The organism is Acinetobacter sp. V110_1, assembly GCF_031798975.1.
GTDB lineage: Bacteria > Pseudomonadota > Gammaproteobacteria > Pseudomonadales > Moraxellaceae > Acinetobacter > Acinetobacter nosocomialis_A.
This window is the reverse complement of sequence record NZ_JAVQNN010000030.1, coordinates 665,552-679,711: the sequence shown is the minus strand read 5'-3', so window position 1 is coordinate 679,711 and position 14,160 is coordinate 665,552. Positions and strand designations below refer to the sequence as shown.

Sequence of the window (14,160 nt, the reverse complement as noted above, 5' to 3'; positions counted from 1 at the left end):
ACTTTGAGGCAGGATAATCATCGCGTTCCTCCCATTTAGATAAATACAAGAGCAACAGTACAAAGCTTTGTTGGTAGATCATCATTACAGACTCGAATCGCTTTGGCTATAGATTTGCATTGAGGGTAGGGAAGAACTTCAATGACTTGAGATAAAATATCTAGTTTTGGAGAGTATTTTTTCATGGTCACTCCTTTATTGGTTAAAGACCATGAAAATAATATTTCCTTAAAATTATTCTAAATACAGTCGATACTAATTTTAGAAAATTTTGTTTTTAAGTTTCTGATAAAATTTATATTAAAGATCATCTAGACGGAAGAAATAATGCAACGAATAATTGATAAAGCTGTGAAAGATTTGATAGAGATTATCAATAATAAAGAATCCCCAAAAGATGTTGCATGGCAATTTATATTAGAAGAATTAGAGGCGGCCAGAAACTCTCCTGTAGATTTCGTTCATCAACGAATTTCTACTTTCTATATAGAACATCATGAATATAAAGATGCAATGAAAAGAAGTTGGAGTGATGTTGATGGACCTGGTGGACCACAACAATATTTAGTCAATATATGTCTAGCTTTATTAAGTCAAAAAATAAATAGTGAAGTTATAGCCTCATTACGTATTTCAATAGTTGAGTATATTTTAGCTCACTATAAATTTGGTCGATATTTTACTAATGATCTAACTGATAAAAACTCTTGTTACATAGACTTATTTTTTCCAGAAATTAACGGGATAGAAAAAAACCCAAATTTCGTAGCACTTTTAGATGATAAATATTGTGCTGTTAGAAAGGTTATAAACAAATGGGCTATTGGATTTATAGATAGAGATAATAAATTTAAAAAAGAGTTTCAAAGTACGTTTAATTCTACATTCTGGGAGTTATATCTTTTTCAGGCCTTTAGAGATTTTGGAATGCAGATTGATTTTTCTGAACAAAGTCCAGATTTTACAGTAAAAACGATTACAGGGCGTACTCTAAATATAGAGGCAGTTACTGCTAATAAGGCAGATAATACAGAGCCCGAGTGGAGCAGTAAGAGAAATTTAAAGAACCGTTCGAACTTTCTAAATTTTTCATGTATTCGTATATTAAATTCATTGAATTCTAAGCATAAAAGATATCTTAATTATTATTCTTCACTATCACATGTAGAAGGAAATCCGTACATTATTGCTTTAGCACCATTTGAACAACCGAATTTTTTCATACAAAATAATGAAGCTATAATTCGTGTACTATATGGGCAAGGAGTGCGGCGTACTAGAAATCAGTTTGGTGAGTTAGTGTGTGAAGTAGAATTTACACCCACTATTTCAAAAGAAAATGGGGCAATACTAGAACTTGGTATTTTTACGAATCAAAAGTATAAAGAAATTAGTGCTATTATATTTTCGACTACTGCGACCGTTTCTAAGGCAATTGTACAATCAAACATGGAAGGAACAGTCAGAGTAAGTCGTTTTGATTCTAAACAAGGGCTAAGAACTGATTTAGTTCCAAATGATAAACATGTCGAGACTCATCTAGATGGTTTACAAATTTACCATAACCCCTTTGCGGAAAATCCTTTAAATCCTGAGGACTTTTCTAAATATGAAGTTTCTCATTATTTTTATGATCTTGATAAAAAAGTAATTGATAATAGGCAGAGAAATTATACGATAGTTTCACGAATATTTTTTAATGATTGATTCCAATTTATTAAGTAGTTATTAATAACGATATACCTAGTATGATCTCTGCATAAACTATTTTCGAGCAAAACTCACCACACCTTAATCAGAAACACGCTATGTAGAGAAGAGAAATCAGGTAAACAGCAGAAACTCCAAATTCCCCCAAGCCTCTTCATTTTCCACATGCTTTACGCCTAGATGACCTAGATAAATCATCTTCATCGTAAATCGAGTGGAAAGACGAAGAGCTTGAAAACGATAATTGGGGAATGCATTTACATGTTGAAGATAGACCAACGGACTATCGAACGGATGGACCACAAAATAGGCCGAAAAATCTAATGTTCTGAAAATAGAAGACATTAAAAAACCTCATAACTCAAAGAATTACGAGGTTCGAATTTGGTGGGCCCACACAGACTTGAACTGTGGACCAACGGATTATGAGTCCGCTGCTCTAACCAACTGAGCTATAGGCCCTATAAGTAAGAAAAGCTTTTAATCTCAAGGCTTTTCAGTGCTTGCAATACTAATCAATTTTTTTATTAAACACAAGTATTTTTCAAAAGTAGGCGCAGTAGACCTGAAAAATATTTTGCTATATTGTTAATTATCACAAGCGATAGGGATTCTAGCTTATGAGCACTTCACGAGTAAAGCTAACTAAGCCATTTATCGATCAACTTAAACTCATTCCAGCAATTTATCGCGACAGTGAGATTATTGGCTTTGCTATTCGTGTAAATAATTCCTATAAAACCTATATTGTAGAGAAGAAAGTAAAAGGTAGATCAATACGTTGTAAATTAGGAGACTACGAAAACATTACACTCGAAGAAGCACGTATACTTGCCCAGCAAAAGTTAAAAGATTTATCTGATCCCAAACATTCAACTATCAAGAATAATAAAATATTAAAAAATAATTTAGATAAGAAAAATTATCAGCCCGACTTAAATGAAGCTTTCCAGACTTATATAAATCACCATAACCTAAAAGAAAGGACATTAGTTGACTATAAAGAAGTCATAGAAAAATACTTAGTAGACTGGGGGGAGCTTAAACTAATTCATATTACTGAACAGATGATTGAAGATAAGTATGTCCAGTTATCTAAAAGTAGTTATGCAAAAGCGAATCTATCTATGCGGGTATTGAGAGCTGTTTATTGTTTTTCGGTTAAATATTATCAAGATAAAAATAAAGAAACAGTCATACCTATGATGAACCCAGTTACTTTTTTAAATTCGAAACAACTTTGGCAAGCGGTTCCACCTCGAAATAATTATATTGATAGAGAAAATTTAACAAAATGGGTCCATGCAATTATTGAATATCAAGGTCGGGGCCAAGAAAATGAAACAAATAAGGACTTTTTATTAACACTTGTTTTAACAGGGCTCTTTAGAAATGAGTGTGAATGTTTACGTTGGGAAGATCTAGACTTGGACGAAGGTAGCCTCTCTTTTATAAATACTTATAATAATGAGCGCTATAAAATTTATATGGGTGATTTCCTTTGGCATTTAATGAAAAAACGTAAAATGAAAATTAGGGAAGAATGGGTGTTCCCATCTGTGAAGTCTAAAACAGGACATATTGTTAATATTTCAAAATTCCGAAAAAAAATAGAGGAGCAGTGTAATATCACTTTTACTTTTCAAGATTTACGTAGAACATTTAATTTTGTTGTAGATCACTTAAGTGATAAACCACTATTTATTAGAAAGGCAGATGAGAAAGAGAAAATGCCAGAATCTATCAATGTGGCTCACGATATGCGCAATAGAATGAATAGGGTAGAACAAGTTGTTCTTGGCACCTATAGAGATGAATTTATTAAATCTATCACTACCCATCTATAAAAATTTTGAACTTTCTAAACTAAAAATGAGAAGACTTTCTCTTTTAAAATTAGTGTAATTTTATAGTAAGTTTTGTCTGTAAAACACAGAATGATTATTCTTTCACACTTCCTACAACTATTTGTAATTGATGAATTTTATACTTGACTAAAACACTTGGAATTTATACAGTAGTGGAGTATTTTTGATAATTATTATTATTGCTTAGTCCTGAAATACAGTAAGAAGCCTATTCGCTATGAATAGGCTTTTTGCTTTGTTTTTAAATGATAACTAAAGTCTAAATCTCTTAAAAAATTAATTTAATAAAATCAATTAAATAGTTTTTAGGTGTTTTTTTAATAAATTGAAAAAAATTGACACGTAAATTTTCATTATGAACAAAACTGATTTAAATAGTAGTCAAAGTGAAACATACCTAAATGCTAAGTTTAATTTTCACTAAACGAGGCATAGGAGTGTCATCATGTTAAAAGCAATGTTTTTCTTCAGTGCAGGTGCAATGTTTGGCTATTGTTATAAATATAAGAATGATAAAGCCGAAGCTGATAAATCTAAATAAGCACTGAAAAACCGCCTATATGGCGGTTTTTAATGAGCAGCATTAGATAAGTTTGCTTGAATAATTTGTACAAGCTCTCTTGCTGCTTTTGATAAGGGTTTATCTTGGAGCCAGATGAGATAGATAGATAGAGGTAAATGATTTTTTGTATTTTTAAAATCTAGTTGAACTAAATGTCCTTGCTCAATTTTTTCTTTTATTAAAGATAAAGGAAAATTTCCCCATCCCAAACCAGCCTCGACCATATGAATGGCAGTTTGTAAACTGTTGGTTTTCCAATACATGGCCCCAACGATGGAACGTGAGTCCTGCATATTTAATTCACTACTTGCAACCACAATTTGCCGAACATTAATTAATTCTTCGATAGAGATTAACTTATTCTTTTGTTCTAAAAGTGGATGATGAGCAGAAATTGTGGCGACTAGAGTTTCATTCATCACCAATTGCAAACTTTCACGCATTTTTATATTGAGATCTGAACCTGCAAGGCAAAGACTAATATTTTCTGTATAGAGCAAATTTAGAATATCGTCTTGTGGAGCTGTAATAATCTCTATGTTAAGTAAGGGAAATTTGTCAGCCAGTTTCTTTATGGCTTTAAAAAGTAAATCGGTATTCGCATCTGAAACAACACCAATTTTTAGTTTACTTTCAAGCCCTAATGAAAGTTCATAGGCATGGGTGCCTAATAGCCTAAGTTGCTCAGCAATAATTCTTGCTTGAGGCTCTAATGCTAAAGCTGCCGAAGTAGGAATAACTTTACGGTGAGTACGTTCAAACAGGGGGTAACCAAGTTCTGCCTCGATATTGGCAACAGCCATGCTCACTGCTGATGGTACTCGATTTAACTTACGCGCCGCTGCCGAAAAAGATCCTGTATCTAATACAGTTAAGAAAAGCTCTATATTTTCGCTATTAAAATTCATTTTGATATCAGTAGAACTGAAAGCTGTTAACTTTATGTGTGATTTTAACTGAAACTAAAATAAAAAGAAGTAAGAAAAGATGATTGGTTATGCAAGGTTTAAAGCGTCGTATTGTTTATGTGTCCTCATATGAAATTATTGGAATGGTGATTTCATCAGTTGGTTTAGCTCTTCTCGCTGGCGATAGTGTAGAGCATACTGGTCCGCTCTCAGTCATGATTACGACCATTGCGGTAACATGGAACTTTATTTACAACATTCTTTACGAAAAATGGGAAGCCCGCCAAGAAAATAAGTCACGTACGGTTAAACGTAGAATCGTACACGCGATCGGATTTCAAATCACTTTAGTGATATTCTTAATTCCGCTTATTGCATGGTGGATGGATATTTCTCTCGTTGCAGCATTCTGGCTAGATGTTGCCTTTATTATCATCATTCCAATTTATACATTTATATTTAACTGGACCTTCGATAAATTATTCGGATTACCTGTTTCTGCACAGATTAAGCCTATTCAAGAATAGACAAAATTTCAAAGAGATATCAAAGTATTGATCTATTAACTTTGATATCTCACCTGAAATTATTTAATTTGTTCAAGCTCAAGATTTTTTGAAACTTTTATTTGAGCTCTTTTTGCTAGTACATAATATAAAATTGCAGTCGATAACAATCCAACTAACCATGATAAATCAATACCACCTAATATCTCAGCAATTTGTCCTTTGTATAATTTACTGTCAATAAAGGGAAGCTGAAGTAATATTCCAAGAAAATAGCAACTAATACCAATGGTGTTCCAGCGGCCATATTTTCCATTCGGGTCATATAGTGCGTCTACATCACATTCTTCTTTAGAAATAAAATAATAATCAACTAAATTAATTGCACTCCAAGGAATGAAGAATGTCAGAAGAAATAAAATAAAAGCTTTGAATGCACTTAAGAAAGTATGTTCACCTACAACTGCAATTAACGTCGAGATTAAAACCATTGCAAGAACAATGATAAGTCGGGTTAGTTTTGAAATTTGTCCAGTTGGTTTAAAGCTATTCCAAATAGTCGCTATACACATAAAACTGCCATAAGCATTGAGTGTCGATAAAGTGACCTTCCCAAAAGCAATACTAAAATATAAGAAAGTAATGATGAGAGCGATGGGATTCATACCTACAACATACTGAACTTCATTACCAACAAAACTACCATTTGAGACCTGAGCAATTAATACACCAAGTGTCATGGAAATTTGTGAACCGATCAAAGAGCCAAGACCAACTGCCCAAAATACCCGAGTTGAAGAGGTTTTTGTTGGTAAATAACGCGAGTAGTCGGCAACATAAGGCCCGAATGAAATTTGCCAAGAAGCCGAAAGAGAAACTGCTAATAGAAATGATGACCAGCTAAAGTGGCGTACAGCAAGCAATTCTGAAAAATTCGAGAGGGCCAAAATTTGAGTAAGAATAATAACAAAAGCAATTAAACCGATAATGCTTGCTACTTTTCCTACCCAATGAATTAACCGATAGCCAATCGTTGCAAATGTAATAATGAAACAAGCATAAATTAAAATACCTGTTGTATTACTGACTTGTGTAAGGTGTGCAAGTGCTTTGCCTGCGAGTACTTCACCAGTTGCGGTAAAGCCAATATACATCAGGCAAACCAGAATAATAGGAATACATGCGCCATAGACTCCAAATTGCACCCGACTCGAAATCATTTGGGGAAGGCCAAGTTTTGGTCCCTGAGCTGCATGCAAAGCCATAACAGCCGCACCAAAGCATTGTCCAATAAATAGTCCAATGATTGACCAAAACACATCACCGCCTAATACGACGGCTAAAGCACCCGTGACAATCGCTGTAATCTGTAAATTAGCACCAAACCAAAGGGTAAATTGGGCGAATATACTGCCGTGTCTTTCATTTTCAGGAATAAAGTCAATACTGCGGTTTTCAACAAACCTATTTTTAGATGTTCCTGTTGCTGAATCCATATAACACTCTCCTTATCCTTTAAGAGCTTTTCTTTTATTTGAGTCTATTTTGTACAAACAAATACAAACATGTATATACAAGTAATTCTAGAAAGAAGCAATGGGTCAGTGAAATCACTCTTATAAAATTTTTACGTCTATAAGTTTAAATACAATGGAAAATTCAACGGGGCTATAATCATTTTTATAAGTATGAAAATGTTTAATCAAAAAGTTAATTTCATAAAAAAGCCCTCCAATGAGGGCAGATAGTCAGACTTCAGCATCAAGAATGGTCTGAAAAAATTCAGGTAGTTCTGAAAATTGAACTAATTGAGTTTTATCATCATGCTTATAATAGTATTGATAATGCGGTGTTTCAAAAGCACTATCGAGATATTGAGTTGCATCGGAAAATTGGGCTTTCGCAACAGGTTTGTCTTTTTTAAATTTAACAATAATAGGATTTACAGAGTTTAATTTAACGGGTACACCATTTTCAAACTTGGCAGTTTCAATGAGTAAAGAGATTTTAAAGTCACCAAATACAGCACAAAATTGGCCTCCTTTTTCTGTTTTAATTTCACGATCGTGAAACAGTTCTTTAAATAAATCTTTTAACGATTCTCTGTGCTTGTCTAAGGCTAATTGAAAATCATGATCTTGCTGTTCTAGTTTCTCTTGCTCTTCTTTTAGCAATTTGGCCTGTTTTTCGATTGTTGTAAAATCCAAATTCATCTTAATTTCTCCTTGTTGTGTTTTTAAAACTATATATGGCAACCAATTGTTAAGTTTTAAAGAAACATACATTCTTTGTTACAACGCAATAATTAAGATGAATTTGTGTGATCACTATTTCGTACAAGGCTTAGCCATAAGTGTCGGACGCTTGATTTGAATAAATCCTCCACTACTTAGCACGCCTAGCATGACTAAAGCAGTCCCTATAAGTTGCCAGATATTAAGAGCTTGACCAGCCAACAGTGCCACCAACATACTAAAAACTGGAACAAAATTAAAAAAGATTGATGCTCGGCCTGCGCCTAGTTTTTGAATGCCATTAAACCAAAATAAATAAGCAATCATGGTAGAGCAGATAATGACGTAACCCATTGCCAAGTGTGCAGTAATAGGTGCCATAACAACTGCTTTAAATGGATGTTCGAAAATTAGACTTAATATGATTAAAGTCAAAGCACCGAACAACATAGAGAAAGTGGTAGTTTCTAAAGGCGTAGCATTTTTTACATAACGGCGTGATAACACGTTGGCTAAACAAAAACTGATACCACCGAGTAAGATGAATAAGTCACCGATTGCTATTTTTAAATGAAGTAGCGTTGAAATATGTCCATGACTAATAACAAAAAGGACACCACTTAAACCAAATACAACACCAATAGATTTAGGAAGTGTTAATTTTTCTCCATCAAGCAAAATTGCTAACAGTAGAGTAATCAATGGCGTAGTTGCCATGATTAAAGCACCATTGACTGCTGATGTTGTCTGTAAGCCATAGAAGCAGCCTATATTAAAACCAGCAATACCTATAATTCCAATAAGCAGATAGATAAATAAATTCTGTCGTAAAACGTTCCAACGCAATTTTCCCATGGCCGCAAAAACAATAAATAAGCCAAGACTTGCAAGCGTAAAACGTTCAGCTGCTGCTGAAAGAGGAGGCATCGATTGGATAATATAAGACATCGCATTAAATGCTGAGCCCCAAAAAAGCATCGTTATTACAACACCTGTGTAGGCATAAACCATCGTTTTATTCATGATAGGGCTCCGAAAAAGAATGTCTCTATTCTGAGTAATCACTTAAAGGTGTACAATTCCATATTAATTCATCTCTGATGTGAAAATTTGCACAATGATAGATTGGGAAAATTTACATTACTTTTCAGTTTTTTCTGAAGAAAAATCACTTTCAGCTGCGGCAAGAAAGTTAGGGGTTGACCATGCCACTGTTGCAAGAAGAATCGCTCAGTTAGAACAGAATTTAAAATTAAAATTAGTCGATCGTAGACCTCGCACTTACGTTTTAACATCGGAAGGCGAGCGGCTTGCCCAAGTAGTGGCACGTATGATGGAAGAGACGTTTTCTATTGAGCGGCTTGCTCTGGCTGGACAGCAGGAGGTTACGGGGACTGTTTCTATTAGTATGCCTCCATTAACGGCTGCTCATCTAATCATGCCTCATCTCGGAAAGTTTTATCGTCATTATCCTCAATTAAAACTGCGTGTACTTGGAGATGTTCATTATGTATCTTTGCAGCATAGAGAGGCTGATATTGCAGTAAGGTTTGGGCGACCTAAAGATGAATATTTAGTTGCTCGTAAAGTCGGAGAAATCCCTTTTGGAATATATGCTACTCCAAGTTATTTGGCTTCAACGAACCAAGAAAATTATGAGTGGATTAGTGTGGAGGTCGGTGGTGTACATGGACAGAAACAACAAAAATTAAAAGAGAAATTGAATAATAAAGATCCGCTCATGGTTACTAATCATCCTGAGTTGCAATGGAGAGCAGCATGTGGGGGAGTAGGTTTAGCTGTGCTACCTGACTTTTTAGGTCAACAAGGCAATTTGATAAAATTACCCGATAATGATCCGATGAGCGCTGAAATTTGGTTGGTCATACACGAAGATCTACGGAGTAGTCCTGTGGTAAGGGTAGTGATGGATTTTCTTTTAAATTGTTTTGAACCATTTAGAGTTTAATTTTAAATTTTCTTTAACTCTGTTTTTCCTTATGTATCTATCAAATAAAAAGATTCTTTATTCGTCGGGAAAAATCCCTGCATCTTCTCGTGCTTGTTTTAAAGCTAGAAAAAAGCATAGTAGAAAAAGTAATCCAATAAAAAATAAGAAAAAATCTAAATGACTAATACCTATACCAATTCCGAAAGCCCCTAAACTTAATAATAAAATACAAAAGATTTTCCAAAAAATAAGCATGCGGTTTTATAGTAAAAACTTGAAGTTAGGCTGTAATTGAAGAATATTTCTAGATTTGTTTATGTTTTTTTTCTTATAGGTTATGTAAAGCTTTATAATTTATGGAGTTACATACTATGAAGGTTTGCTTTTATGTCAAACTATCTACTTGAGAGATTTTTTAATTATATTTCACATTAATCTCTATAAAATTCATATTTTCTTAATTAATAGAATGATAATTCTTTAGAAAGCCTGTAGAATAGGAAGTCTAAATTTTATTTTCAATTAATTTTTGTTTAAAATTAACCGGTTAAATGGTTTTATCAAACTTTTGTTAAAAAAAAGACTTGATATTTAAGCTAAATTTTGAAATTATAGTCATGCAAATTGTGATCTATTTCCCACAATTTGTATTTCAGGTTAAGTGGTTATCACTAATGCTCATGAGCTTTATTCGCTTATGAGCATTTTTTTAGCTTATTTATTAGTAAAATTTAAAAAACAATTCATATTAAAATTTATTTTTTTAGTATTAATTAAAAATTATTCCTACAATTTTTTAATTCAATATATCTAACTATGTTCCGGTCAGAGTCATTACTTAGAATGTACCAAAACTATTCTAATCATATTGAATCGTGACTGTGGCATTAGCTTTGACTTCTCCAGCGGTGACATTGGCAGCAGTTTGGTAGTAACGTGCAGTTAAGGGGACATCATATTGAACGGTTTGGTTAGAGCCTACAGTACCAATCCCTAGTTTATTTCCTTTTTGAATCGTGTTGTTTGCACCGTTCATATTCCATAGAAGCTCTACACCAACGCCGTTTGCTTTAGTTGATTCAGCAGCGCTGTTGTTAATGACCTGACTGTTTGAAGTGTCAGAATTATAGTCAAAGCTTAAACTTAATGTGTTACTTGTAGGTACACCCGAGTTATTTTCGCCACCATTACACAGAATGGATAGGTTAAAGTTTTTCTCGCCTTGAGTTGATCCGATAGCTCTAAAGCTTGATTTTGTCACAGTAGGAAGTTCGACAACCGTATCTACGCCATTTTGGATTTCACAAGATGATGATGCAATGAGAATAGGTGCACTTCCTAATACTGTGGTTGTTAAGAACGGGCGATTTTGTTGTCCTGTTACATAATAAGTACTATAACGACCAGCCACTAATGCTCCAGAACCTGTAGTGGCAGCGGTTTTAATTACTTCCAAGACAATATAACCTGGAGAAAGTGTATATGTTGTATGAGGCGTCAATGTAAGTTTATAAGGGTAATAGCCAGAAGCGTTTGAAGAGTCTGTTACTTCACGGTAAATTCGAATGCCTATACCCGGAATATTTGTAGCATAAACATTATTGCCTATAGGACTAATTGGATAATTTAGAGGTAGAGCCGCTGTAATTTGGTCACCGGGGCGGTTACACGTTGCAGTAGAATTATTGGGTGAAATGGTAAAAGTATTCTTTTGTAGAACTGTCCCGATTGGATCGGTCGGACGAACTACAATAGTACCAATCGTTATTGGAATATCCACTGTGGTAAAACCTTTACTTAAAGTACAGTTTGCATAGGCTTGGTTATAAATAAAGAAACTCGTGATTAATAAGCCACTCTGTATAAGCATTTTTTTCATTTGCAGATTGCCTCTGTCATAATAATTGATTGTTTTTCCTGTGAGATTTTTGATTGAATGTCATATTCAAGTTGACATTCTTCGGTATTACTTTCTCCCCATTTCACATAAAGATGATCATGGGTCAGAGGAGTACGTAAATAAATGCGACTACCTTGAGCTACCATTCCAACCACTTCATTATTCTGGTTAAAAACTTGTGCCGCGAATGGCAGATGACCACCATTAGGCGTTTGGGTATTAATAAAGAGTGCGTACCCCGTTTTTGTTGAGAAATCGACTTTGGTTATTGATCCTGCATAAGGTGCAATACGGTGACTTGTTTCTGAAAGTTCAACATTTGATGGCATTCCTTGAGGGTCAAGGCTAATGTCATTCAAACGATACGGGGTAACATAAGGAATAACTGCATAACCTTGTTTATTAATGCTTAGACCAGACGTGTTGCCGACTCGCGCACCGGTGGCTTCGGGTGCATAGACCAATACCATGGTTTGCACTTGATCTGGTCCAAATAAAAGACCTTTAGAATGGGCAACTACACTTCCGTTTAAATTGACCATTTCCTGTTGATATGCGTCGGATTGACTAAATGATGCACCTACAGTTGTGTAGTTGGTCCGGTAGGTACCATTAATATTTGCGCTGGTTTGACCTTGATCTTGATATGAAATGGATGAGCCATATTCAAAACGGTTTCCGATATAACCGCTCATCCCTAAAGTCTTACTATCTTCTGAAATAGAACTATTAAAGTTAATTGTGTTTTTCTTAATTTTAAGTGGAAAAGATAGGGACAATAAATATTGCGTTTCATGACCTGACCGTTGATTTTCTAAGTCTAGCTCATGAGTCATTGCGGAAATACTGTAGGTTAAATCTCTAAATTGATTGCTATATCCAAATTGAAATTGTTGATTACGATGAGGTTGATTCCAGTAACTAATCCATGAACCTACCAAATAAAAATTGCCCCATTGATGTGGAAGACTTTGATTTAATGTGACCTGAAATTCACTTTTTTGTTTACCTACAGAAAAACTATCGATATTTCGTTGTTGTAAATCTTGAATTAAAATTGAATCTCTTAATTTTAAATAATTTTCGGTTGAGTATCTGTAGGTTGCCAAAGTTAAATTTGTATTCGTTGGCGTAAATAATCGATTATAACTTAAACGGTAACTTTGCCCTTTAAGTGTAGGCTTTTGGTCAAAATCAGCATTCGATTGAGTTGCATCAAATGCAATTGCACCAATTGGAGTTGCAAATGCGCTACCTATGAGAAAAGACTGGTAGTGCTCGGTTGCCTGAAACCCTGCATAACTTGTTAAATAGTTATTAATGCCTCTTTGATATTTCCCTTGTACCAGCCATGGATTTAAATTGATATTGGCATCTCTAAACTGTCCCAGAGTAAAAGAATAACGGCTCATCTTTGGGCGTAGCATCTCTACTACAGAAGCGTAGGGAATAGAGAACTTTTGAATCTCTCCATTGGTCTCGTATATAGAAACTTGTAGTTCACCACCAAAACCTGTCGGGTAAAGATCGTTAATTTCAAAACTTCCGGGTGTAACAGTAGCTTGATAAATTAAATTTCCCTGTTGGCGTACTTCAACTTTCGCATTGGTCTTTGCATAACCCCGAATTTGTGGAGCATATCCAAGCATACTGTTAGGCAGCATGCGGTCATCACTTGATATGTTAATTCCACGATAAGGTAGGGCATCAAAAAAATTACTATTGGTAAAGTAATCACCTAAAGTAACAACACTATTAAGCTTAGGAAATGCTTTTTGGGCATAAGTATTATTTGATGTATAGGAAGAAGTCTTTTCTGAGATTTCGTTATGATCTTGCCATTTCCACTGCCCAGTATGGCGTAACTGCCAGTCATAGAGATTTATCCCGACATTTGTACCCATAAAAGCATGATTTGTTTCATGGTCATTACTTACAATACGGTAGGCAGAAGCATTGTATGCAAAAAAAGCAGCGTTTATACCACGATCCCATAAACGTGGGTCGACGTATCCTTGAGCATTTTTTTGTAAAGCAACTTGAGGGATCGAAATATCAAGTCTTAAACGAGAAGTATCAAATTGATAAAAAGCATCGTTGACCCATTTTTCTAAATCACTACAGGTAGGTAAATTATTTGCTTCCCGATGAAGAATTTCTGATTTAACCCCATATTCTAAAAGCATATCTGCGGTAAAACAGGTTTTTGCATTTTCATTGGAACTTGTAGTTTTAAAAACAAACTTTCTTTTACCTAACCATTGTCCATTAATATATACATCAAGACTATATTCGCCCGGTAAAATAGGATTGCCGTATTTAAATCGACCAATGTCGATTTTCTGTGCATTTCCTACTAAAAAGTTAGTATCAAAGTCTGCTTTTAGTATATTTTGCCCACTCATATTATCTGATGCATATGCGACTAAGGGCACATTAATCGCTATGCTTAATACTAGATAATAACTAGTGCGCTTTTTAAAGCATGTGCTGAGCATGAACCATTCTGACATAGTCTTTA

Annotated in this window: 12 protein-coding genes and 1 tRNA gene; 4 read left to right on the top strand and 9 right to left on the bottom strand. The window is 34.4% G+C overall.

Going from position 1 to position 14,160, the window contains the following annotated elements; all coding sequences use genetic code 11:
• Positions 1-35 precede the first annotated feature (35 nt).
• Positions 36-185, bottom strand: coding sequence for a hypothetical protein (locus RMA95_RS14175; protein WP_191106513.1), 150 nt, complete (start codon positions 183-185; stop codon positions 36-38).
• A gap of 142 nt (positions 186-327) precedes the next feature.
• Here RMA95_RS14175 and RMA95_RS14170 point away from each other — a divergent pair, with 142 nt between their 5' ends.
• On the top strand, positions 328-1,707 hold the full coding sequence (locus RMA95_RS14170) for a hypothetical protein (protein ID WP_191106512.1): 1,380 nt from the start codon (positions 328-330) through the stop codon (positions 1,705-1,707).
• 388 nt (positions 1,708-2,095) lie between these two features.
• On the opposite strand, the gene RMA95_RS14165 is transcribed toward RMA95_RS14170, so the two are convergent.
• A tRNA-Ile gene (locus RMA95_RS14165) sits at positions 2,096-2,172 on the bottom strand.
• A 158-nt stretch (positions 2,173-2,330) separates the two neighbouring features.
• Here RMA95_RS14165 and RMA95_RS14160 point away from each other — a divergent pair.
• Positions 2,331-3,557 (top strand): integrase family protein, encoded by a 1,227-nt coding sequence (locus tag RMA95_RS14160; protein WP_311071413.1) that lies wholly within the window; start codon positions 2,331-2,333, stop codon positions 3,555-3,557.
• 591 nt (positions 3,558-4,148) lie between these two features.
• Here the strand turns inward: RMA95_RS14160 and RMA95_RS14155 are convergent.
• Entirely contained in the window at positions 4,149-5,048 is a 900-nt protein-coding gene (locus tag RMA95_RS14155) for a LysR family transcriptional regulator (protein WP_263613543.1), read from the bottom strand.
• A gap of 89 nt (positions 5,049-5,137) precedes the next feature.
• Here RMA95_RS14155 and RMA95_RS14150 point away from each other — a divergent pair, with 89 nt between their 5' ends.
• A complete protein-coding gene (locus tag RMA95_RS14150; RefSeq protein ID WP_311071410.1) occupies positions 5,138-5,575 on the top strand; it encodes a PACE efflux transporter in 438 nt (145 codons plus the stop codon).
• A 59-nt stretch (positions 5,576-5,634) separates the two neighbouring features.
• Here the strand turns inward: RMA95_RS14150 and RMA95_RS14145 are convergent, their stop codons facing one another.
• The 3 genes from RMA95_RS14145 to RMA95_RS14135 all read right to left on the bottom strand — a co-directional run bounded on the left by RMA95_RS14145 (position 5,635) and on the right by RMA95_RS14135 (position 8,811).
• A complete protein-coding gene (locus RMA95_RS14145) occupies positions 5,635-7,050 on the bottom strand; it encodes a cytosine permease (protein WP_311071408.1) in 1,416 nt (471 codons plus the stop codon).
• A 252-nt stretch (positions 7,051-7,302) separates the two neighbouring features.
• Complete coding sequence (locus RMA95_RS14140; RefSeq protein ID WP_004702108.1) at positions 7,303-7,767, bottom strand: hypothetical protein; 465 nt, start codon at positions 7,765-7,767, stop codon at positions 7,303-7,305.
• Positions 7,768-7,881: 114 nt separating this feature from the next.
• Positions 7,882-8,811 carry a DMT family transporter gene (locus tag RMA95_RS14135; RefSeq protein ID WP_311071406.1) on the bottom strand — a complete coding sequence of 310 codons (930 nt, stop codon included), beginning with the start codon at positions 8,809-8,811 and terminating at the stop codon, positions 7,882-7,884.
• Between the two features lie 94 nt (positions 8,812-8,905).
• Here RMA95_RS14135 and RMA95_RS14130 point away from each other — a divergent pair, with 94 nt between their 5' ends.
• Positions 8,906-9,757: a LysR family transcriptional regulator gene (locus tag RMA95_RS14130; protein ID WP_263613548.1), complete on the top strand. Its 852-nt coding sequence runs from the start codon at positions 8,906-8,908 to the stop codon at positions 9,755-9,757.
• Positions 9,758-9,814: 57 nt separating this feature from the next.
• On the opposite strand, the gene RMA95_RS14125 is transcribed toward RMA95_RS14130, so the two are convergent.
• The 3 genes from RMA95_RS14125 to RMA95_RS14115 all read right to left on the bottom strand — a co-directional run bounded on the left by RMA95_RS14125 (position 9,815) and on the right by RMA95_RS14115 (position 14,152).
• Entirely contained in the window at positions 9,815-9,994 is a 180-nt protein-coding gene (locus tag RMA95_RS14125) for a hypothetical protein (RefSeq protein ID WP_263613549.1), read from the bottom strand.
• A gap of 604 nt (positions 9,995-10,598) precedes the next feature.
• Entirely contained in the window at positions 10,599-11,618 is a 1,020-nt protein-coding gene (locus tag RMA95_RS14120) for a fimbrial protein (RefSeq protein ID WP_311071403.1), read from the bottom strand.
• The gene (locus tag RMA95_RS14115; protein ID WP_311071401.1) at positions 11,615-14,152 is read right to left on the bottom strand and encodes a fimbria/pilus outer membrane usher protein; all 2,538 of its coding nucleotides are present in this window, start codon (positions 14,150-14,152) and stop codon (positions 11,615-11,617) included. The genes RMA95_RS14120 and RMA95_RS14115 overlap by 4 nt, the downstream gene beginning before the upstream one ends.
• Between the last annotated feature and the right edge of the window lie 8 nt (positions 14,153-14,160).

Excerpts from the sequence above, each read along its gene's own strand:
- RMA95_RS14175 (WP_191106513.1), bottom strand. The coding sequence starts at position 185 with ATGAAAAAATACTCTCCAAAACTAGATATTTTATCTCAAGTCATTGAA.
- RMA95_RS14170 (WP_191106512.1), top strand. The coding sequence starts at position 328 with ATGCAACGAATAATTGATAAAGCTGTGAAAGATTTGATAGAGATTATC.
- RMA95_RS14160 (WP_311071413.1), top strand. The coding sequence starts at position 2,331 with ATGAGCACTTCACGAGTAAAGCTAACTAAGCCATTTATCGATCAACTT.
- RMA95_RS14155 (WP_263613543.1), bottom strand. The coding sequence starts at position 5,048 with ATGAATTTTAATAGCGAAAATATAGAGCTTTTCTTAACTGTATTAGAT.
- RMA95_RS14150 (WP_311071410.1), top strand. The coding sequence starts at position 5,138 with ATGCAAGGTTTAAAGCGTCGTATTGTTTATGTGTCCTCATATGAAATT.
- RMA95_RS14145 (WP_311071408.1), bottom strand. The coding sequence starts at position 7,050 with ATGGATTCAGCAACAGGAACATCTAAAAATAGGTTTGTTGAAAACCGC.
- RMA95_RS14140 (WP_004702108.1), bottom strand. The coding sequence starts at position 7,767 with ATGAATTTGGATTTTACAACAATCGAAAAACAGGCCAAATTGCTAAAA.
- RMA95_RS14135 (WP_311071406.1), bottom strand. The coding sequence starts at position 8,811 with ATGAATAAAACGATGGTTTATGCCTACACAGGTGTTGTAATAACGATG.
- RMA95_RS14130 (WP_263613548.1), top strand. The coding sequence starts at position 8,906 with ATGATAGATTGGGAAAATTTACATTACTTTTCAGTTTTTTCTGAAGAA.
- RMA95_RS14125 (WP_263613549.1), bottom strand. The coding sequence starts at position 9,994 with ATGCTTATTTTTTGGAAAATCTTTTGTATTTTATTATTAAGTTTAGGG.
- RMA95_RS14120 (WP_311071403.1), bottom strand. The coding sequence starts at position 11,618 with ATGAAAAAAATGCTTATACAGAGTGGCTTATTAATCACGAGTTTCTTT.
- RMA95_RS14115 (WP_311071401.1), bottom strand. The coding sequence starts at position 14,152 with ATGTCAGAATGGTTCATGCTCAGCACATGCTTTAAAAAGCGCACTAGT.